General features: G+C 60.9%; 15 protein-coding genes and 1 pseudogene. 5 read left to right on the top strand and 11 right to left on the bottom strand.

Translation table 11 applies throughout. The annotated features are described in order from the left end of the window. Positions 1–190, top strand: a pseudogene (locus EAH78_RS32495) (IS110 family transposase); the annotation flags it as partial. Between the two features lie 190 nt (positions 191–380). On the opposite strand, the gene creC reads toward EAH78_RS32495, so the two are convergent. From creC to EAH78_RS28830, 3 genes are all read right to left on the bottom strand, one after another. Beyond that, positions 381–1,799, bottom strand: a complete 1,419-nt coding sequence (gene creC / locus EAH78_RS28840; RefSeq protein WP_140671304.1) for a two-component system sensor histidine kinase CreC — start codon at positions 1,797–1,799, stop codon at positions 381–383. Continuing rightward, entirely contained in the window at positions 1,799–2,479 is a 681-nt protein-coding gene (gene creB, locus EAH78_RS28835; protein ID WP_140671302.1) for a two-component system response regulator CreB, read from the bottom strand. The genes creC and creB overlap by 1 nt, the downstream gene beginning before the upstream one ends. Before the next feature lie 74 nt (positions 2,480–2,553). Then, positions 2,554–3,060, bottom strand: coding sequence for an ATP-dependent zinc protease family protein (locus EAH78_RS28830; protein WP_140671300.1), 507 nt, complete (start codon positions 3,058–3,060; stop codon positions 2,554–2,556). A 336-nt stretch (positions 3,061–3,396) separates the two neighbouring features. Here EAH78_RS28830 and EAH78_RS28820 point away from each other — a divergent pair, with 336 nt between their 5' ends. Next, positions 3,397–4,284 carry an acyltransferase gene (locus tag EAH78_RS28820; RefSeq protein WP_140671298.1) on the top strand — a complete coding sequence of 296 codons (888 nt, stop codon included), beginning with the start codon at positions 3,397–3,399 and terminating at the stop codon, positions 4,282–4,284. A 1-nt stretch (position 4,285) separates the two neighbouring features. Here the strand turns inward: EAH78_RS28820 and EAH78_RS28815 are convergent, their stop codons facing one another. Then, a complete protein-coding gene (locus tag EAH78_RS28815; protein WP_140671318.1) occupies positions 4,286–4,834 on the bottom strand; it encodes a DUF2780 domain-containing protein in 549 nt (182 codons plus the stop codon). 216 nt (positions 4,835–5,050) lie between these two features. Here EAH78_RS28815 and EAH78_RS28810 point away from each other — a divergent pair, with 216 nt between their 5' ends. The 3 genes from EAH78_RS28810 to EAH78_RS28800 are packed head-to-tail and all read left to right on the top strand — an operon-like array spanning position 5,051 to position 7,016. Then, positions 5,051–5,644, top strand: a complete 594-nt coding sequence (locus EAH78_RS28810) for a fasciclin domain-containing protein (RefSeq protein ID WP_140671296.1) — start codon at positions 5,051–5,053, stop codon at positions 5,642–5,644. 56 nt (positions 5,645–5,700) lie between these two features. Then, positions 5,701–6,345: a sigma-70 family RNA polymerase sigma factor gene (locus EAH78_RS28805; RefSeq protein WP_140671293.1), complete on the top strand. Its 645-nt coding sequence runs from the start codon at positions 5,701–5,703 to the stop codon at positions 6,343–6,345. Then, positions 6,342–7,016 (top strand): anti-sigma factor, encoded by a 675-nt coding sequence (locus EAH78_RS28800; RefSeq protein WP_140671291.1) that lies wholly within the window; start codon positions 6,342–6,344, stop codon positions 7,014–7,016. Before EAH78_RS28805 ends, EAH78_RS28800 begins: the two co-directional genes overlap by 4 nt. 214 nt (positions 7,017–7,230) lie before the next feature. Here the strand turns inward: EAH78_RS28800 and fdhA are convergent, their stop codons facing one another. The 7 genes from fdhA to glyA form a co-directional block, all read right to left on the bottom strand. Beyond that, positions 7,231–8,430: a formaldehyde dehydrogenase, glutathione-independent gene (gene fdhA, locus EAH78_RS28795; RefSeq protein WP_007947729.1), complete on the bottom strand. Its 1,200-nt coding sequence runs from the start codon at positions 8,428–8,430 to the stop codon at positions 7,231–7,233. 209 nt (positions 8,431–8,639) lie between these two features. Beyond that, positions 8,640–9,497, bottom strand: coding sequence for a formyltetrahydrofolate deformylase (gene purU, locus EAH78_RS28790; protein WP_140671289.1), 858 nt, complete (start codon positions 9,495–9,497; stop codon positions 8,640–8,642). A gap of 202 nt (positions 9,498–9,699) precedes the next feature. After that, positions 9,700–10,332, bottom strand: a complete 633-nt coding sequence (locus EAH78_RS28780) for a sarcosine oxidase subunit gamma (protein WP_140671286.1) — start codon at positions 10,330–10,332, stop codon at positions 9,700–9,702. 133 nt (positions 10,333–10,465) lie between these two features. Next, a complete protein-coding gene (locus EAH78_RS28775; RefSeq protein ID WP_140671284.1) occupies positions 10,466–13,483 on the bottom strand; it encodes a sarcosine oxidase subunit alpha in 3,018 nt (1,005 codons plus the stop codon). Next, positions 13,480–13,809 carry a sarcosine oxidase subunit delta gene (locus EAH78_RS28770; RefSeq protein ID WP_140671281.1) on the bottom strand — a complete coding sequence of 110 codons (330 nt, stop codon included), beginning with the start codon at positions 13,807–13,809 and terminating at the stop codon, positions 13,480–13,482. The genes EAH78_RS28775 and EAH78_RS28770 overlap by 4 nt, the downstream gene beginning before the upstream one ends. A gap of 14 nt (positions 13,810–13,823) precedes the next feature. Beyond that, the gene (locus EAH78_RS28765; protein ID WP_007947735.1) at positions 13,824–15,074 is read right to left on the bottom strand and encodes a sarcosine oxidase subunit beta; all 1,251 of its coding nucleotides are present in this window, start codon (positions 15,072–15,074) and stop codon (positions 13,824–13,826) included. Between the two features lie 23 nt (positions 15,075–15,097). Continuing rightward, positions 15,098–16,351 (bottom strand): serine hydroxymethyltransferase, encoded by a 1,254-nt coding sequence (gene glyA / locus EAH78_RS28760; protein ID WP_140671279.1) that lies wholly within the window; start codon positions 16,349–16,351, stop codon positions 15,098–15,100. Between the last annotated feature and the right edge of the window lie 284 nt (positions 16,352–16,635).

The raw sequence follows: 16,635 nt of genomic DNA, 5'->3' as shown, positions 1-16,635 counted from the left end.
GCGTCGCGCGATGTACATGGCCTGTTGGGTGGTGATCCGGCGACAGCCTGAGTTCAAGGCTCGGTATCAAGCATTACGCCAGAAAGGTAAATGCGCCAAAGTAGCGCTGATCGCCTGCATGCGAGTGTTGTTGATACGGCTGAATGCCATGATTCGAGAGAAAACTGAGTGGCGAGAACAGGCAGCCTAAACAGGCTGCGTGTTTTGTAAGGAATTTGCATGGCCTGGAGCCGTGGGAGTTCAGCTGTCTTCCGATAAGCCTTAAAAATAAAGTCATCAAGACAGTTGCTCCCACATTAGATCTCCAGTGAATTCAAAATTTGCAGGCGGCGGTGATCAAATGTGGGAGCGGGCTTGCTCGCGAATGCCGCGACTCGGTCCTAAGCCAGGCGCAGTCTCACTTCAACACCGCCTTCAGCATTGCCAATGCTCAACGAACCGCCATGCAACTTGACCACTTCTTCGACAAAATTAAGCCCCAACCCGGTACTTTTGCGCCCACTGTCCGGACGCGGCAGCGAGTAAAACCGCTCGCTCAACCTCGGCAGCGCATAGTCGGGAATCGCCTCCGCCTGGTTAAACAGCCTGAACTCAATCTGCTCCCCCATACGCTCGGCGCTGAAACGTAGCACCCCCTGAACCGGGGTGAAATCCAGCGCGTTCTCCAACAAATTCCCCAGCGCCTGACGCAACAGAAACGGCTCACCGGTTAGCGTCAGATCCGCCGAAATCCGTTGTTCAACGTGCAACTGCCTGCCCTCGATCCGCGCCGCCTGAGCCTTCAACAACTCATCCACCAACCCGGCCAACGGCACCGCCACCCGTTCCTCCAGACCTTGGCGTTGCTCCACCTGCGCCAGGTTCAACAGCCGTTCGATCAACTGCTGCATGCGCACGCTTTCGCTATTGATATTGCTGACGAACCGCTGCTGCTGCGCCAACGGCATCTCGCCCTGCAGCAATTCCGCCGCCCCGCGAATCGCCGCCAACGGGCTCTTCAACTCATGGGTCAGCGTGTGCACATAACGCTCGACGTAGGCCTTGCCTTCGAGTTGCGTGCGCATGTGCTCCACCGCTGTCGCCAGTTGCCCCAGTTCGCCGCCGCGATAGTGCGGCACCTCGACCCGTCGGCCGTCACTCACCGCTTGCGCATAAGCAGTCAACCGGCGCAGCGCCGCACTCAACCACCACGACAACAACGCACCGAACAACAGGCCAAGGCCAATCAGCCCGGCGCCATAGGCCAGCAATCTTCGTTCGGTGCGATCGACGTAAGGCTGCAACGAGCTGTTGGGCTTGGCCACGGTAACCACGCCGATGATCTGGCCGTTGTCGCGGATCGGTGCGCCAACGTGCATGACCGAAGAGTTGGCGTCATTCGGATCGCTGCGGGTGGAGCGTGCTCCGTATTCGCCGCGCAGGGTCAGGTAAACATCGTTCCAGCGCGAGTAATCCTGCCCCACCGCCGCGCCGCTGGAGTCCAGCACCACGATGCCTTTGGCGTCGGTGACGTAGATGCGGTGATTGACCTGATTCTTCGGCAAACCCCAGATACTTGCCTTGGGTTGCCGCTCGCCGTAGGCCTTGAGCAACTCGGGCCAGCGATTCTGGTTGAGGGTCCCAGCCTTAAAGTCGTCGCGCAGGATTTCGGCCATCAGGTTGGCCGTGTCGACCAGGGTTTCTTCGGTGGATTGGCGCACACCGGGGCGGATTTCTTCCATCACGGTGTTGAGCACGAAGTAACCGGTCAGGCCGATGAACAACACGTAGACCAGGAAAATCCGGATCCCCAGCGGCATCAGCTGTGCCCCGGGCTGTAGCTGTAGCCGAGGCCGCGATGGGTCTGGATGGGCTCGGCCTCTGCCCGTACCCGACGCAGTTTGGCGCGCACGCTCTTGATGTGGCTGTCGATGCTGCGCTCGTAACCGGCATCGGCGGCGATGCCCAGCGCATCGAGTAATTGCTCGCGGCTGAATACCCGCTCGGGTTGTTCCAACAGGCATTGCAGCAGGCGGAATTCGTGACGGGTCAGGCTCAGCGATTGACCGCGATAGCTGATCTGCACCCGATCGTTGTCGATCCGAAACAACGCCGATGAGGATTCGGCCACCGCCCTTGGCGCCATGCGTTTGAGAATGGCCCGCACCCGGGCGGCCACTTCACGCGGGCTGAACGGCTTGACCACGTAATCGTCGGCACCGATTTCCAGGCCCACCACACGATCGATTTCGGCATCGCGGGCACTGAGGAAGATCACTGGCACTTCGCTGAATCGGCGCAATTGCTTACAGGTCTCGAAGCCGCTGATGTCCGGCAAACCAATGTCGAGAATGATCAAATCGGCCGGCGTGACGCGCTGATGCTCCAGCGCTGCCGCGCCCAGGCTCAGCCAGGTCGTGGTGAAGCCCTCACCCTGCAACGCGAAAACCAGGGTGTCGGCAATCGCCGCTTCGTCTTCGACAATCAAGATATGAGGCATGGCGTCCTGGCCCGTTTATGAAGTGGGCGAACGGTGCCCCAAGGCTCACGTCACGTCAATGACACCCCTTGAATTCAGCAGTCGGGTTTGTCGGCGGTAAAACGACGTGCCGGGTTCACCGCCGCACCGAATTCACGCAAGGCTTTGGCGCCGATCAACAAAGGGTAGTTGAAGCTGCTGCGGTCGGTCAGGTTGACCTCGACGGTGCGCTTGACGTTGCCCAGGCACAGCTCCAGATCAACCACCGGACGCTTGGTGGGCTGGACCACTTCCTTGTCATCGTCCTCTTCCTCGGAACGGGTCTTGATCTTGCTGATCCGCGCGACTTTGTGTTCGTAGACCTTGTTGCTGGCGTCCTTGGTGGCAAGGCGGAAACGTACCCATTCTTCGCCGTCGCGGGTGAAGGTTTCGATGTCCTTGGCCGACAGCGACGCGGTCAGGGCGCCGGTGTCCATCTTGGCCTTGAGCACTTCGCCGCCGATTTCCGGCAGCGCGATGTATTCGTAACGCCCGTACAGGGTCGGCTCGGCGGCCAGGACTGGCAGGGCCACCAGGGAAAGCAGTGCGAGGATCGATTTCACGTAATGGGCATCCTTTGGAAATTGGGGCGCAGTGGCCGAACTCTAGACCGCAAACAACAACGATAGTTGGACGACCACATACCTTTGTGGCGAGGGAGCTTGCTCCCGCTGGGCTGCGAAGCGGCCCCAAAGCTATGTGAACTGGCTTGTCAGGAACACCGGGTTGAATGGATTTACGGCGGCTTCGCCGCCGAGCGGGAGCAAGCTCCCTCGCCACAGGGATCTCATCAGGCTGCAAGCATAACGATGTAAAGGTGAAACATTCGTCACCCCCGATTTGGCCTCCCGCCCGAAGCTGCTTATCATGGCGCGCCCAAATGCTTCCAAGAGTCACTTATGCGCCGCCTGCTCACCGGCTGTTTCGTCACCCTGCTGCTGTTGCTCAACACCCTGGTCCTGATCGGGCCGCTGATGGTGTTTGCCCTGCTCAAACTGGTCCTGCCCGGTCGCTATCGCGACTACGCCTCATGGGCCGTGATGTGGATCGCCGAGACCTGGGCCGAGATCGACAAGCTGATCTTCCGTCTATGCATCCCGACCCGTTGGGACATCCGCGGCGGCGAAGGCCTGCGGGTCGACACGTCCTATCTGGTGATCAGCAATCATCAATCCTGGGTCGATATCCCGGCATTGATCCAGACCCTGAATCGGCGCACGCCGTTCTTCAAGTTCTTCCTCAAAAAAGAGCTGATCTGGGTGCCGTTCCTGGGGCTGGCGTGGTGGGCGCTGGATTACCCGTTCATGAAACGCTACACCAAGGCCTACCTGGCCAAACATCCAGAGCTGGCCGGCAAGGATCTGGAAATCACCAAAGCGGCGTGCGAGTTGTTCAAGCGCCAGCCGGTGACAGTGGTCAACTACCTGGAAGGCACCCGCTACACCGCTGCGAAAAGTGCCCAGCAGCAATCACCCTTCACTCACCTGCTTCGGCCCAAGGCCGGTGGTGTGGCGTTTGTGCTGGCGGCGATGGGCGAGCAGCTGGACGCCGTGCTCGATGTGACAGTGGTGTATCCGCAACAGGCAATTCCGGGGTTCTGGGATTTGATCAGCGGTAACGTGCCGAGGGTCATCATCGACATCAAGACCCGCGAGCTAGACCCAGCGCTGTGGCAAGGCGATTACGAAAACGATCCGCTGTTTCGCGAAAAAATCCAGAACTGGGTCAACCAGCTCTGGATCGAAAAGGACCAGCGCATCGACGCATTGCGCGCCGAGTGCCGTTGAATCAAATGCCGGCGCCCCAGATGCTGCCAAGGCTGTTCAGCAACGAACCGCCAACGCCTTGCTGACCGAAGTATTGCAGGAGTACCGGGGCGAACTGGCCAATCATTCCGCCGTCCATCCCCAATGCGCTGAAAGCATCGTTCAAGTCATTAGTGTTCTTCACGTTGCCCAGGGCATTGTCCAGACCGGCAGCCTTACCCGACGAACCGAGCAAGCCCGCGAGGGCGCCCAGCTCACCACCGCCCGACAACATGTCGATTCCCGGTACGCTTTTGGCCAACTCCGAGTAATCAGTCGAACTCAATTGATTCTTGGCCAACCCGAGCATTGCCCCGGCGCCGCCAACCGCCTGTTCTGGCGTCACGTTCAATTCGGTCAACGCACCCAGCAGATCGGCCGTCTGTGGGGTGGGCGCGGCCGCTTTGGCGGCGTTTTCGCCCTGCATACCGGAGATGGCATTGGCCGCATCGTTCAGGCTGAACTGGGCAAAGACCGGGCTGGCCGCCAGACTCATCAGCGAAGCCAGTGCAAAACCGCGTGAAATCTTCATCCAGACATCCTCTTGTGCCATGAACACCACACCTCAATGGGCGGCGAAAAACTGTCCGTTGGACTGGAATCCCTGGGGATTGTTCCCAGCCCTGGCGGCGGCTTGATGGACAGTCGAAAAAAGAATTTAACCGTGCTGCATCCAGTCTACTTCCTGCCGCGTATATCAAGCACGGACAGGCATTCCTGGCCGATTCTCCCCCACAAGGACATCACCATGAAACGCACTTCGATCAAAACACCGTTGATTGTCAGCCTGCTGACCCTGGCCCTTGGCGGCAGTTTCATCCTGAGCACCGTCCAGGCAGCGGACATGAGTCACGACACCGTCATGGTCGGCGGGCAAAGCATGTTGCCCAGCAAAGACATCGTCGATAACGCGGTGAATTCCTCCGACCACACCACGCTAGTCGCCGCCGTAAAAGCCGCCGGCCTGGTCGACACCCTCAAAAGCAAAGGTCCGTTCACCGTATTCGCCCCGGTCAACTCGGCCTTCACCGCCCTGCCCGCCGGCACGGTCGATACGCTGCTCAAACCCGAGAACAAGGCAGCGCTGAGCAAACTCCTGACCTACCACGTAGTCGCCGGCAAACTCGACATGATGACCCTGGCCGAGAAGATCAAGGCCGGTGGCGGCAAGACCGAGCTCACCACCGTCGCCGGCGGCAAGCTGTGGGCGATGATGAACGGCCCGCACAACATCACCATCAAGGATGAAAAGGGTGACGTCGCCGACATCACCACCTACGACGTATTCCAGGCCAACGGTGTGATTCAGGTGATCGACAAAGTACTGATGCCGAAAAGTTGAGCCGAACCGCCGGCCCTTCGCATGGGGGCCGGCGGACTCTTGCGAGGTATCGGACCGTGAATGGAACTCCTGCGCGCCGTGAACTAACCTCTGCCTGCAACCGGCACCGCACGCAGCCCACCGTCGCTCCCCCGATTCTCTGGAGAACCGTTATTTCCATCGCCGACACCGATCAGCTCAGGCAGCTGTTGGCCCAATGTTCACTGGGCGACCGCCGCGCGTTCGAGACGCTTTACCGCAGCGTCGGCCCACGCCTGCATGGCGTGGCCCTGCGCCTCATGGGGCGCCCGGATCTGGCCGAAGAAGTGCTGCAGGAAAGCTTTGTGCGCATCTGGAACAACGCCTCGCGGTATGAGGCGCACCTGTCGGCACCGCTGACGTGGATGATCAACATCACGCGAAACCAGGCTATCGACCAACTGCGTAAACACCGCGACCGGCCACTGACCGACCTTGAAGAACAGGCACTGGTGGATGAAAGCCCCTCGGCCCACGAACAATTGACCCGCGCCCGTGAGGCCAACGCCTTGAACCGCTGCCTGGAAAGCCTTGAAGGCATGCAGCGTCAATCGATCACTGTCGCGTATTTTCAGGGCTTGTCCTGCTCTGAACTGGCCGAACATCTGGCCGCGCCACTGGGCTCGGTGAAATCCTGGATCCGCAGGGGCATGGAACGCCTGCGCAGGTGCCTTGAATCATGAATTACCAAACCCAGTCCCTGCGCCGCGCCCTCGCCGCCGACTACGCCATCGGTTTGATGCCCGCTGCTGCGCGTCGACGTTTTGAGCAGTTGTTGCGCGAAGACGCCGCGTTGCGCGCAGAACTGGCGCAGTGGCAGGAAAGCCTCGCCAGCCTGACCGACGCCTTGCCGGAGCAACCGGTGCCGGAGCGCGTATGGCACGGGATTACCGCGCGTATCGAACCGCAAGTGCTGCATGTGCCTGAGAAGCGTCCGTTCTGGAACTGGTTGCGAATGACGGCTGCGGTGTGTTCGCTGGTGGTCGCCGTGACTTTGGGCGTGATCTACAACCGCGACAGTGCGCGGTATAGCGCGACGCTGCTGACCGCCAACGCACAACCGGCACTGAAGGTTGAAGCGCATGAGGATTACCTGAACGTTGAACCGCTGACACTGGCGGCGGTGGATCCGGGTCGTAGCCTGGAGCTGTGGGCGATTCCGGCGGATGGAAAACCGGTGTCTCTGGGCGTGATCCCGGCAGGTGGCAAGGGCCGCGTGGTGTTGAGCGATACGCAGAAAGCGTTGATCGGAAAGCCGATTGCGCTGGCGGTAAGTCTTGAGCCCAAGGGTGGTTCGCCGACCGGGCAACCGACCGGGCCGGTCTTGTATCAAGGCGCGTTGGCCACCCTCTGAAAACACTGATGAGCTTTTGTGGCGAGGGGGCTTGCCCCCGTTCGGCTGCGAAGCAGTCGCAAGACCTGCAAATGCGGTGTATCTGTCAGATCGCGTTGGCAAAATTTGGGGCCGCTTCGCTGCCCAACGGGGGCAAGCCCCCTCGCCACAGGGTTTTGTGTAATGCCCAATAAAAACGGCGACCCGAAGGTCGCCGTTTTTTTTGCGTGAAGGCTTACGCCGCGCTGAACAATTTGTGCGGATCAATCACAAACTTCTTCGGCACGCCCGCATCGAACTCGCCGTAACCACGTGGCGCGTCATCCAGGCTGATGACCTCCACGCCAACGATGTCGGCAATATGAATGCGGTCCCACATGATCGCCTGCATCAGCTGGCGGTTGTACTTCATCACTGGCGTCTGGCCGGTGTGGAAGCTGTGGGATTTGGCCCAGCCCAGACCAAAGCGAATGCTCAGGCTGCCCATTTTCGCGGCGGCATCCACTGCACCCGGGTCTTCAGTCACGTAGAGGCCAGGGATACCGATTTTACCGGCCACGCGAACCACGCCCATCAGCGAGTTGAGCACGGTGGCCGGAGCCTCGTGTTTCACGCCGTCATGGCCGTGGCCGCGTGCTTCGAAGCCTACGGCGTCGACGGCGCAATCCACCTCCGGTTCGCCCAGCAGTGCGGCGATTTGTTCGTGCAAAGGCGTGTCGAGGGACAGGTCGGCGATTTCGAAACCTTGCGCTTTGGCGTGTGCCAGGCGAACGGTGTTGACGTCACCGATAATCACCACGGCCGCGCCCAACAGGCGAGCGGAAGCGGCAGCCGCCAGGCCAACCGGACCGGCACCCGCAATGTACACGGTGCTGCCTGGGCCAACACCCGCCGTCACGGCGCCGTGGTAACCGGTGGGCAGGATGTCGGAGAGGCAGGTCAGGTCGCGGATTTTTTCCATCGCGCGATCGCGATCAGGCAGTTTCAGCAAGTTGAAGTCGGCGTAAGGCACCATTGCGTATTCGGCCTGGCCGCCGGTCCAGTCGCCCATGTCGACGTAACCGTAGGCGCCGCCGGGACGGGCCGGGTTGACGCTCAGGCAGACACCGGTGTGCATCTCTTTGCAGGAACGGCAGCGCCCGCAAGCGACGTTGAACGGTACGGACACCAGGTCGCCGATTTGCAGGTTCTCGACGTCGCTGCCCTTCTCGATGACTTCGCCGGTGATCTCGTGGCCGAGCACCAGACCGGTCTGAGCGGTGGTACGGCCGCGCACCATGTGCTGGTCCGAACCACAGATGTTGGTGGAAACCACACGCAGGATGACAGCGTGATTGATCTTCCTGCCGCGCGGGTCCTGCATTTTCGGATAGTCGATTTTCTGTATTTCGACTTTGCCATTGCCGAGATACACCACACCACGATTGCCAGACATGCTTTCACCTCGCTGTTGTTTTTATGTAGCGGTCGCGTCGCCATGGAGCGGCGGCGCGTTGATTGCTCGGGTTATTGCCTGTGTCTTTTTGCGTTGTCTGTCAGGGCCTCTTCGCGAGCAAGCCCGCTCCCACATTGGATTTGTACCGTTCACAAATTCTGGTTACGCCCACGATCAAATGTGGGAGCGGGCTTGCTCGCGAAAGCGATCTAAAGAACGACGGTCCTGTTCGCGTTGAGGAAAACCCTGCGTTCAATGTGATACCCAACCGCCCGCGCCAACGTCAGCCCTTCAATATCCCGCCCCTTGGCGATCAGGTCTTCCGGGTAATGACTGTGGTCCACCGCCTCCACGCCCTGGGCAATGATCGGGCCCTCGTCCAGGTCGTTGTTGATGTAATGCGCCGTGGCGCCGACCAGTTTCACGCCCTTGTTGTAGGCCTGGTGATACGGCTTAGCGCCCTTGAAACCGGGCAGCAGGGAGTGATGGATATTGATCGCCTTGCCGTCGAGTTTGCGGCACAGCTCTGGCGAGAGGACTTGCATGTAGCGCGCAAGAATCACCAGTTCGGCGCCGGACTCTTCGATCACCTGCCACACCTGACGCTCCTGCGACGGCTTGTCATTGGGGTCCAGCGGGAAGTGGTAGTAGGGAATCTGGTGCCAGTCGGCCAGCGGCTTGAGGTCCGGGTGATTGGAGACCACGGCGGCCACGTCCATCGACAGCTGGCCGATGCGCTGGCGGTAGAGCAAGTCGTTGAGGCAGTGATCGGCCTTGGAGACCATGATCACCACCTTCGGGCGGTAATTCGGCGGAGTCAGTTCGAAGACCATGCCGAAATTGGCACCGCGCTCTTCGAGGCCGGCGCGGAAGGCTTGCTCGTCGAAACCGTCGGGTTGACGGAATTCCACACGAATGAAGAAACGGCCGGAAAGCCGGTCGTCAAAGGAATGGTGCTCGGTGACGTAGCAGCCCTGCTCGAACAAAAAGCGGGTCACCGCGTCCACGGTGCCGAGGACGCTGGGGCAGTCGGCGGTCAGAATCCATGTGTCTGGGGCGCGGCTCATAGTGCGGTGACTCCTGCTACAAAAACAGTAAACAGAGCGAACTCTGTGGCGAGGGAGCTTGCTCCCGCTGGGTTGCGAAGCGACCCCAAAATCAGCAACCGCGTTACTTCAGGAGGAACGCGGGATCAGGTTTTGCGACTGCTGCGCAGCCGAGCGGGAGCAAGCTCCCTCGCCACAAAAGCAGTCCCCCCACAACACTGAGTCAGGCTTGGACACTCAGGCCATACTCGGCAGAAGCATCCTGCAACCACAACCACCAGTAATCCGAGAAACTGCGGCGAATCAGCAGTTCCCAGGTGTCTTCAGCGGTATGGCGGATCACCAATTGCGACTTGGCGAACACCGTGCCCACCGCCTTGCCCACCGGGAAGCTGTTGGGGTGCACGTCGTAGCTGGTGGATTTCATCAGCACCTGGCGCACCTTCGGGCCGCTCAGTTCGAGGACCTGCTGGCCGCCGCTGACGTTGGTGATTGCGATGTGCAGGACGCCCAGCGCTTCACGGAGTTTTTGCTCGGCGGCGAATTCTTCACCGCTCGGCACGATCAGCAGCCACTCATCCGGCCCCATCCATTGCAGGCTGGTTTCGCCTTTGATGACGACGGTCAGCGCACCCGGCAATTCGATGCCGAGCGCCTTGTGTACGCCGGCGGCAAATGCGGCATCGTGGCCATCGCCACGGATGGTCAGGTGGCCGAGGAGTTTCTTCTCACGCACGGTCACGCCGGCGTTTTTGCGGCCCTTGCCCACCAGGCTTTGCAGGCCTGCGTGATGCAGCGACGACTCGGCCTTGGCCCCGTTGGTTGGGCGTTGTTGGTAAACGTTGGCTGCGGTCATAAAGCACCTTTCCTGAATTCTTGATCGTTCCCACGCTCTGCGTGGGAATGCCGCCATGGACGCTCTGCGTCCGCTCTTGGGACGCGGAGCGTCCCGGGATGCATTCCCACGCAGAGCGTGGGAACGATCAGTGTCAGATGTTCTGGCGATCGCCTTTCGGATCGAAGAACACCGAAGAAACAATTTCCGCCTCGATCACGCTGCCATCCGCCAGCGGTGCGAACACACGCTCACCGATGCGCTTCAACCCGCCTTTGACCACGCCCATGGCAAACGAATAGCCCAGAGAGTTGTGCAAGTAGCTGGAGGTCACGTGACCGACCATGGTCATCGGGATCGCTTGCTTGGTGTTGAACACCAGTTGCGCACCTTCCGGCAGCCATTTGGTCGGATCGATCGGCTTCAGGCCCACCAGTTGCTTGCGTTGATCACGCACGCAGTCTTCGCGGTTCATGCCACGCTGACCGATCCACGAGAACGGTTTGGTGCGACCCACACACCAGCCCATGTTCAAGTCATCCGGAGTCATCGAGCCGTCAGTGTCCTGACCAACAATGATGAAACCCTTCTCGGCCCGCAGAATGTGCATCGTTTCTGTGCCATACGGAGTCAGGTTGTACTTCTTGCCGGCCTCGGCGATTTTTTCGAGCACGCCCATGGCGTAGTCGGCCTGCACGTTGACTTCGTACGACAGCTCACCGGTAAACGAAATCCGGAAAATCCGCGCCGGCACACCGCCGACCAGAGCTTCTTTCCAGGTCATGAACGGGAAGGCTTCGTTGCTCAGATCGGCGTCGGTCACTTCGCTGAGCAGCTTGCGGCTGTTCGGCCCGGACAGGGTCATGGTTGCCCAGTGATCCGTCACGGAGGTGAAGTACACCTTCAGTTCCGGCCATTCGGTCTGGTGGTAGATTTCCAGCCATTGCAGCACGCGTGCAGCGCCGCCGGTGGTGGTGGTCATCACAAAATGGTTGTCGGCCAGGCATGCCGTCACGCCGTCGTCGAACACCATGCCGTCTTCTTTACACATCAGGCCGTAACGCGCCTTGCCCACATCGAGCTTGGTCCAGGCGTTGGTGTAGATGCGATTGAGGAACTCACGGCAATCCGGGCCCTGGATATCGATCTTGCCCAGGGTCGAGGCGTCCAGCAGGCCGACGCTGTCGCGCACGGCTTTGCATTCGCGCTTCACGGCGGCGTGAATGTCTTCACCGCTTTTCGGGAAGTACCACGGACGTTTCCACTGACCGACATCTTCAAACTCGGCGCCGTTCTTCACGTGCCAGTGATGCAGCGCGGTGTGACGGACTGGCTCGAAAATGTGCCCACAGTGACGACCGGCCACGGCGCCAAACGTCACCGGCGTGTAGTTCGGGCGGAACATGGTGGTGCCCATCTGCGGGATGGTCACGTTCAGCGAACGGGCGGCGATGGCCAGGCCGTTGACGTTGCCGAGCTTGCCCTGGTCGGTACCGAAACCCAGTGCGGTGTAGCGTTTGACGTGCTCGACCGACTCGAAGCCCTCGCGGGTCGCCAGTTCGATGGCGGCAGCGGTGACGTCGTTTTGCAGGTCGACGAATTGCTTCGGTGCACGGGCGGTGTTCTTTTCATGCGGCACCTGGAACAGCGCCAGCGTTGGCTCTTCCAGACGGCTCAGGGCTTTCGGCAATACGCCTTCGACCGTTTGGAACCCGGCTTCGGCAGCGGCGCGAGCGCCCCCTTCAAAACCGTCGGCCAGGGAATCACCGAGACCGTAGACGCCGTTGATGCCACCGACGCACACGCGTTTCTGCGGTGCTTCGCCCGGTACGAAACCGAGGATGTCTTCACGCCAGGTCGGCTTGCCGCCCAAGTGCGAGGCCAAGTGAACCACCGGGCTGTAACCGCCGGACGTCGCGACCAGGTCGCACTCCAGCCATTCGCCAGGACTGGTCACGGCGTGGGCTTTTACATCAATCGCGGCAATGCGAGCAGCGGTCACGCGCTTGGTGCCACGAGCCTCGATCACGGCGCTGCCGGTGAGGATGCGGATGCCTTTGGCGCGAGCTTCTTCCACCAGGGCACCGCGCGGGTTGCTGCGGGCGTCGGCGATGGCCACCACTTGCAGGCTGGCGTCGAGCCAGTCCAGCGCAACGCGGTAGGCGTGGTCGTTGTTGGTCGACAGCACCAGTTTTTTGCCCGGTGCCACGCCGTAACGGCGAACGTAAGTCGACACGGCGCCGGCAAGCATGTTGCCCGGCACGTCGTTGTTGCCGTAGACCAGTGGTCGCTCGCAAGCGCCGGTCGCCAGTACCACGCGCTTGGCGCGAACCCGGTGAATGCGCTGACGCACCTGGCCAATCGGAGCGCGGTCGCCGAGGTGATCGGTCAGCCGCTCGTGGATGGTCAGGAAGTTATGGTCGTGGTAACCGTTGACCGTGGCGCGCGGCAACAGCAGCACGTCCGGAGTGTCTTTCAGTTCGGCGATGACGCTGGCGATCCATTCGGCAGCAGGCTTGCCGTCGAGGCTTTCGCGGGAGTCGAGCAGGCTGCCGCCGAACTCTTCCTGTTCATCGGCCAGAATGACGCGGGCACCGCTGCGTGCAGCCGCCAGTGCAGCGGCCAGGCCAGCAGGGCCACCGCCGACGATCAGCACGTCGCAGTGCTGGTTCATGTAGTCGTAGGTGTCCGGATCGTTCTCGGTCGGCGAGCGGCCAAGACCGGCAGCCTTACGAATGTACTTCTCGTAAGTCATCCAGAACGATTGCGGGTACATGAAGGTTTTGTAGTAGAAGCCCGGCGGCATCAGCTTGCCGCCGACCTTGCCGAGAATCCCCATCATGTCGTTGTTCACGCTCGGCCAGCCGTTGGTGCTGGTGGCGACCAGGCCTTGGTACAGCGCTTGTTGCGTGGCGCGTACGTTAGGAATCTGCGTGGCTTCGGTCGCGCCGATCTGCAGCACGGCGTTTGGTTCTTCAGCGCCCGCAGCGAAGATGCCGCGCGGACGGGAATACTTGAAGCTGCGACCGATGATATCGACGCCGTTGGCCAGCAGCGCAGCAGCCAGCGAGTCGCCTTCAAAGCCTTTGTAGCTCTGGCCGTTGAAGGTGAAGTTCAGCACTTTGTTGCGGTCGATCCGTCCACCGTTGGACAGGCGATTGATCTGGCTCATACCTTAGCTCCCAGAGCCTGCGCGGCCGCTTTCGGACTTTCAGTCTTGTCGGTGAACTGCGGCTTGGTGCCGATCTTGTAGGTCTCGAGAATCTCGTAGGTCACGGTGTCGCGGGTGGCGTTGAAGTACTGACGGCAACCGGCAACGTGGTCCCACAGCTCGTGGTGCAGACCGCGAGGGTTATCGCGGAAGAACATGTAGTCGCCCCACTCCTCGTCGGTGCAGGTGGTCGGGTCCAGTGGACGCGGGATGTGCGCCTGGCCGGATGCGTGGAATTCCTCTTCGGAGCGCAGTTCGCCACAGTGAGGACAGAAGATATGCAACATGGGGATTTCTCCTGTTAGTGGGCAACCGCAGCAGCGCCGTGTTCATCGATCAACGCACCGTTGTGGAAACGGTCGATGGAGAAAGGTGCGGCCAATGGGTGCATTTCACCCTTGGCCAGGCTCGCGGCAAATACGTTGCCCGAGCCAGGTGTCGCCTTGAAGCCGCCGGTGCCCCAACCGCAGTTGAAGAACATGTTCGGCACCGGGGTTTTCGAGATGATCGGGCACGCATCCGGCGTGGTGTCGACGATGCCGCCCCACTGCCGGTTCATGCGTACGCGGGACAACACCGGGAACATCTCGACGATGGCCTGGATGGTGTGCTCGATCACCGGGTACGAACCACGCTGGCCATAGCCGTTGTAGCCGTCGATACCGGCGCCGATCACCAGGTCGCCCTTGTCGGACTGGCTGATGTAACCGTGTACGGCGTTGGACATGATCACGCTGTCGATAATCGGCTTGATCGGCTCGGACACCAGCGCTTGCAGCGGGTGCGATTCGATCGGCAGACGGAAACCGGCGAGCTTGGCCATGTGCCCGGAGTTACCGGCGGTGACCACGCCGACGCGCTTGGCGCCGATGAAGCCTTTGTTGGTCTCAACGCCGATGCACACACCGTTTTCCTTGCGGAAACCGATCACTTCGGTCTGTTGAATCAGGTCCACGCCCAAGGCGTCTGCCGCACGGGCAAAGCCCCACGCCACGGCATCGTGACGGGCCACGCCGCCGCGACGCTGAACGGTTGCGCCCATCACCGGGTAGCGGGTGTTCTTCGAGCAGTCGAGGTACGGAATCTCGTCGGCCACTTGTTTGGCATCGAGCAGTTCACCGTCCACGCCGTTGAGGCGGTTGGCGCTGACCCGACGCTCGGAATCACGAATGTCTTGCAGGGTGTGGCACAGGTTGTAAACGCCGCGCTGGGAGAACATCACGTTGTAGTTCAGGTCCTGGGACAGGCCTTCCCACAATTTCATCGCGTGTTCGTACAGGTGCGCCGACTCGTCCCACAGGTAGTTGGAGCGAACGATGGTGGTGTTGCGCGCGGTGTTACCGCCGCCCAGCCAGCCTTTTTCGACCACGGCCACGTTGGTGATGCCGTGTTCCTTGGCGAGGTAGTAGGCGGTCGCCAGACCATGCCCGCCACCGCCGACGATGACCACGTCATAGACCTTTTTAGGGGTCGGCGTGCGCCACATTTTCTGCCAGTTTTCGTGATGGCTGAGGGAGTGTTTGAAGAGGCCGAAGCCTGAGTAGCGTTGCATAGTCATTTACTCCAAAACCGCGCTCAGCGATAAACCGGGAAGTCCGCGCACAGGGCCGATACTTGCTGCGCAACATTGGCCTCGACATCGGCATCGCCGAGGTTATCGAGAATGTCGCAGATCCAGCCGGCCAGCGTGACGCACTGGGTCACCTTGAAGCCGCGCGTGGTCACCGCCGGGGTGCCGATGCGCAGGCCGGAGGTCACGAACGGCGACTGTGGATCGTTCGGGACAGCGTTCTTGTTCACGGTGATGTGGGCGCGACCGAGTGCTGCATCCGCGTCTTTGCCGGTGAGGCCCTGACGGATCAGGCTGACCAGGAACAGGTGGTTATCGGTACCGCCGGACACTACATCGTAGCCGCGTTTGATAAACACGCTGGCCATGGCCTGGGCGTTGTCGATCACTTGTTGTTGGTAAGCCTTGAAGCTCGGCTCCAGCGCTTCCTTGAAGCACACCGCTTTACCAGCGATCACGTGCATCAGCGGGCCGCCCTGGGCGCCCGGGAAAACGGCGGCGTTGAGCTTCTTCTCGATTTCTTCGTTGGACTTGGCCAGGATCAGGCCGCCACGCGGACCGCGCAGGGTTTTGTGGGTGGTGGTGGTGACCACGTCGGCGTACGGCAGCGGGTTCGGGTACAGGCCAGCGGCGACCAGACCGGCGACGTGCGCCATGTCGACGAACAGCAGCGCACCGACTTTGTCGGCGATCTGACGGAAGCGTGGGAAGTCGAGGGTCTTGGAGTAAGCCGAGAAGCCGGCAACGATCATCTTCGGCTTGCACTCGACGGCCAGGCGCTCGACTTCGTCGTAATCGATCAGCCCGGTCTTGGTGTCGATGCCGTACTGAACGGCGTTGTACAGCTTGCCCGAGGACGACACTTTGGCGCCGTGGGTCAGGTGACCACCGTGGGCCAGGCTCATGCCGAGGATGGTGTCGCCAGGCTGGATCAGGGCCAGATACACCGCGCTGTTGGCCGAAGAGCCGGAGTGCGGCTGCACGTTGGCGTAATCGGCACCAAACAGTTGCTTGGCGCGTTCGATGGCCAGGGCTTCGACCTTGTCGACGTGCTCGCAGCCACCGTAGTAGCGCTTGCCCGGATAGCCTTCGGCATATTTGTTGGTCAGGCCACTGCCTTGCGCTTCCATGACGCGTTTGCTGGTGTAGTTCTCTGACGCGATCAGCTCGATGTGATCTTCCTGGCGTTGCTCCTCGGCATTCATCGCCGCCAGCAGTGCATCGTCGTAACCCTGGATCTGGTCTTGCTTGCTGAACATCGCGTCTCTCCCAGCGGCATCTATGCGCCATTCGTCTCGGTAAGGCACTGGTGTTTCGACAGTGCCCTTTGGATGCGATGGTATGACCGGCGCAGACAGGCCAAATGCCTACGGACGCCACGCAAAGGTGCGTTTACGACATGACTGAAAAAGGTCGGTCGCAACCAGACCTTTGTGGCGAGGGAGCTTGCTCCCGCTCGACTGCGAAGCAGTCGCATAACCAGCCTGTGCGGTGTGTCTGGTGAGGCGCCTTGGGGCTGCTTCGCAACCCAGCGGGAGCAAGC

The organism is Pseudomonas arsenicoxydans (genome assembly GCF_006438915.1).
In the GTDB taxonomy this organism is placed as follows: Bacteria; Pseudomonadota; Gammaproteobacteria; order Pseudomonadales; family Pseudomonadaceae; genus Aquipseudomonas; species Aquipseudomonas arsenicoxydans_A.
This window is presented reverse-complemented; position numbering and strand designations above follow the sequence as displayed.

Coding starts and splice junctions, on each gene's coding strand:
- creC (WP_140671304.1), bottom strand. CDS start 1,799: ATGCCGCTGGGGATCCGGATTTTCCTGGTCTACGTGTTGTTCATCGGC.
- creB (WP_140671302.1), bottom strand. CDS start 2,479: ATGCCTCATATCTTGATTGTCGAAGACGAAGCGGCGATTGCCGACACC.
- EAH78_RS28820 (WP_140671298.1), top strand. CDS start 3,397: ATGCGCCGCCTGCTCACCGGCTGTTTCGTCACCCTGCTGCTGTTGCTC.
- EAH78_RS28815 (WP_140671318.1), bottom strand. CDS start 4,834: ATGAAGATTTCACGCGGTTTTGCACTGGCTTCGCTGATGAGTCTGGCG.
- EAH78_RS28810 (WP_140671296.1), top strand. CDS start 5,051: ATGAAACGCACTTCGATCAAAACACCGTTGATTGTCAGCCTGCTGACC.
- EAH78_RS28800 (WP_140671291.1), top strand. CDS start 6,342: ATGAATTACCAAACCCAGTCCCTGCGCCGCGCCCTCGCCGCCGACTAC.
- fdhA (WP_007947729.1), bottom strand. CDS start 8,430: ATGTCTGGCAATCGTGGTGTGGTGTATCTCGGCAATGGCAAAGTCGAA.
- purU (WP_140671289.1), bottom strand. CDS start 9,497: ATGAGCCGCGCCCCAGACACATGGATTCTGACCGCCGACTGCCCCAGC.
- EAH78_RS28780 (WP_140671286.1), bottom strand. CDS start 10,332: ATGACCGCAGCCAACGTTTACCAACAACGCCCAACCAACGGGGCCAAG.
- EAH78_RS28775 (WP_140671284.1), bottom strand. CDS start 13,483: ATGAGCCAGATCAATCGCCTGTCCAACGGTGGACGGATCGACCGCAAC.
- EAH78_RS28770 (WP_140671281.1), bottom strand. CDS start 13,809: ATGTTGCATATCTTCTGTCCTCACTGTGGCGAACTGCGCTCCGAAGAG.
- EAH78_RS28765 (WP_007947735.1), bottom strand. CDS start 15,074: ATGCAACGCTACTCAGGCTTCGGCCTCTTCAAACACTCCCTCAGCCAT.
- glyA (WP_140671279.1), bottom strand. CDS start 16,351: ATGTTCAGCAAGCAAGACCAGATCCAGGGTTACGACGATGCACTGCTG.